This is a genomic window from Rahnella perminowiae (genome assembly GCF_019049755.1).
Classification (GTDB): domain Bacteria; phylum Pseudomonadota; class Gammaproteobacteria; order Enterobacterales; family Enterobacteriaceae; genus Rahnella; species Rahnella perminowiae.
This window is the reverse complement of the sequence record NZ_JAFMOS010000260.1, coordinates 1-3,023: the sequence shown is the minus strand read 5'-3', so window position 1 is coordinate 3,023 and position 3,023 is coordinate 1. Positions and strand designations below refer to the sequence as shown.

General features: G+C 48.4%; 3 protein-coding genes. 2 read left to right on the top strand and 1 reads right to left on the bottom strand.

The window, feature by feature from the left end; genetic code table 11:
• The first annotated feature begins 178 nt into the window (after positions 1 to 178).
• On the top strand, positions 179 to 583 hold the full coding sequence (locus J1785_RS02005) for a CidA/LrgA family protein (protein ID WP_129955681.1): 405 nt from the start codon (positions 179 to 181) through the stop codon (positions 581 to 583).
• Positions 576 to 1,268, top strand: coding sequence for a CidB/LrgB family autolysis modulator (locus tag J1785_RS02000; protein ID WP_129955680.1), 693 nt, complete (start codon positions 576 to 578; stop codon positions 1,266 to 1,268). The genes J1785_RS02005 and J1785_RS02000 overlap by 8 nt, the downstream gene beginning before the upstream one ends.
• A gap of 67 nt (positions 1,269 to 1,335) precedes the next feature.
• Here J1785_RS02000 and J1785_RS01995 read toward each other — a convergent pair.
• Positions 1,336 to 3,023, bottom strand: a 1,688-nt coding sequence (locus tag J1785_RS01995; protein ID WP_420803824.1) for an ATP-binding cassette domain-containing protein, incomplete at its 5' end; no start/stop codon positions are given.

Genomic DNA, 3,023 nt, shown 5'->3' with positions numbered 1-3,023 from the left:
GTAGTACCTGGAACATAGTCAGCGAGCAGAGCGAGCAACCCGGATGTCCCCCCTATTTTCCCCGTTTACCAAACGTCATTTTGGAATACACTTCATTCCTAAATTTCATACTTCGTTTTGTGGCACAGATCACATCTTAATTGTATGATGAATACATTATTCAACTGGGTGAAACACCATGGGCACCTCAATCTCTCTGGCATTCCAATATATCCGGGCGTTTATTCTGATTTATCTCTGTTTATTCGCCGGGAATGCGATTTCATCTCTGTTACCGCTCACCATTCCCGGCAGCATCATCGGCATGCTGATCCTGTTTGGTCTGCTTTCTACACAAATTTTGCCGTTCAAATGGGTTAAACCGGGCTGCAATATTCTGATCCGCTATATGGCGTTGCTGTTCGTGCCTATCGGGGTCGGGGTCATGAATTATTATGCGCAACTGCGCACGCAGTTCGGGCCGCTGGTGGTGTCATGCCTGGTCAGTACCCTGGTGGTGTTGCTGGTTGTCGCCTATTGCTCCCACTATATCCATGGGGAACGCGGTGTGGTGACGGATAAAGGGGAGGATAAAAATGATTGATATTTTGTGGTCGCTGCCGCTGACGCTGGTGGTTTTTTTCGCCACCCGCAAATTAGCCACCAGGCTTAAAATGCCCCTGCTCAACCCGTTGCTGATGTCGATGGTGGTGATTATTCCGCTGTTGCTGATCACCCATATCCCTTACGCACGTTATTTCGCAGGCAGCAAGATCCTCAATGACCTGCTGCAACCCGCTGTCGTGGCGCTGGCTTTCCCGCTGTACGAACAGCTGCATCAGATCCGTGCCCGCTGGAAATCCATCATCAGCATCTGCTTTATCGGCAGCGTGGTAGCGATGGTGACGGGGACCGCGATTGCATTATGGATGGGTGCAACGCCAGAAATTGCCGCATCGGTATTACCGAAATCGGTCACCACACCGATTGCAATGGCCACCGCGCAGTCGATTAATGGCATTCCGGCCATCAGCGCCGTATGCGTGATTTTCGTCGGGATCCTCGGCGCGGTCTTTGGACACACGCTGTTGAATATTCTGAAGATCACCACCAAGGCCTCACGCGGACTGGCGATGGGCACAGCATCACATGCACTGGGCACCGCCCGTTGTGCAGAAATGGATTATCAGGAAGGCGCATTCAGCTCACTGGCGCTGGTGATTTGCGGGATTATTACTTCCCTGCTCGCACCTTTTCTGTTCCCCGTATTACTGGTCATATTTGGCTAAACAGTTTGGCGGCGGCTGTGTTTGCCCCTGTAAAATAAAATGCCCTGCCCGCAAGCAGGGCATTTTATTAACCTTCGTTCTTATCAGGTACGGGATTTCCCCCGGCAGCAGGCACACTGATGCGCACCGGCCGGGCTTTTTTAACCTCAGCGTTCGCCACCGCGGCCAGTAGCTTGTCAGGGCTACAATCGCGGATAACCTTTCCGTTCTTCATCACCAGTACACGGTCAAAATACTTCAGCAGGTAACGTCGGTGAGTGACCATTAACAGCGTTTTTCCCGCAACAAAATGATCCAGATTGTCAAAAATTCGCTGTTCCGTTTGTTCATCCAGACAGGACGTCGGTTCATCCCACAAAAAAACTTTCGCATCACTGCTCAGGCTGCGTGCCAGCAGTAATTGCTGATTTTGTCCTGATGAAAGATTCTTCGCCATAAAGCTGATGGGATAACGTAATCCCATCGGATGTTGCAGCACGAAATTACAGTTTGTCACGCCCAGCGCCTGCACGGTTTTCTTACGATCTTCACCGCTCTTTAGGGCGAAGTTACTTTCCACCGATCCTGTAAATAACGCATCGTGGGTGGTGATAACACTGATGAAACGCGAGAAAAAATGCTGGGCAAGATGCCGGGTGTTGTAACCGTCGTACATGACGCTGCCTTGTAAAGGCATACTGAACCCGGAAAGCAGTGAGATCAGCGAACTTTTGCCTGAACCGCATTCCCCGATAATGGCGACCCGCTGTCCGGCAGGAATATCCAGGGTAATGTTTTCAAGTATCACCGGCAGCTGAGGATCATACTGGTAGCTGGCCCCTTTCAGGGAAATATGCCCTTCACAATGTGAGAGTGATTGTAAGACCTCACGGGGGGCTGTATTTTCAGGGACAAACATTTTCAGCAGATCGGTGATGGTTTTATTAGTGGTAAATATCGATAATAAAGTCGATGAAAAACCTGAAATAATACCCGACATACGCCCCGAAACGATGACGGAAGAAACAATCGCACCCGTGGTGATTTCCCCTTTCGTCACCAGGAAGAAGGCAAACAACATGAGCAGGATCTGGTTAAGGCTTGAGAGTGTAGATAACGCAGACTGATAATAAACGTTTACTTTGCGGATCTGTAAACTGAGCCAGGACTGCTGATCGGCATTATTAACCCAGTCCCGCATCAGGTTCCGGTTATTCAATGTGTGGATCATTCTTAATGCATAGAGTGTTTCCGTAATGAACATATTCCGGTTACTTTGGCCTTCTTTCACACGTTCCATCAGGACATTGGTGTAGCGGAAATTAACATAAGCCAGCCCCAGTGAAATCAGCATAATTGTGATCGGAATTAAAACCAACAGCCCCAGGTTGATATAGATAACTATCACAAAGACAATAAATAAAGGTGCATCGGCCACGCGCTGAAAAACCGAGTTAAGTAGCACAGGTTTTATTTTTTGAAATTCAGTCCATAGAACAAATGCTGAAGACATAGACGTGTTTTTTTTATCGCCGTAAAGCAGCGCCTCGAGAAAGGAAACATCGATATCAATATCTTCCCTGCGGGAAACTATCGACTGATAAATGTCACGCGAGGATTTGAGCAGAAACTCAAAGATAATGAACACCAGCACGATGCCTGCCACTCCGAAGAGAGATGCGTTCGATGAGCCTGGCACGAGTTTGTCATAATAGAGATTACTGAAAACAGGAATTGTCAGCGCAAACATCGCCATAAACAATGAGGAGATAAAAT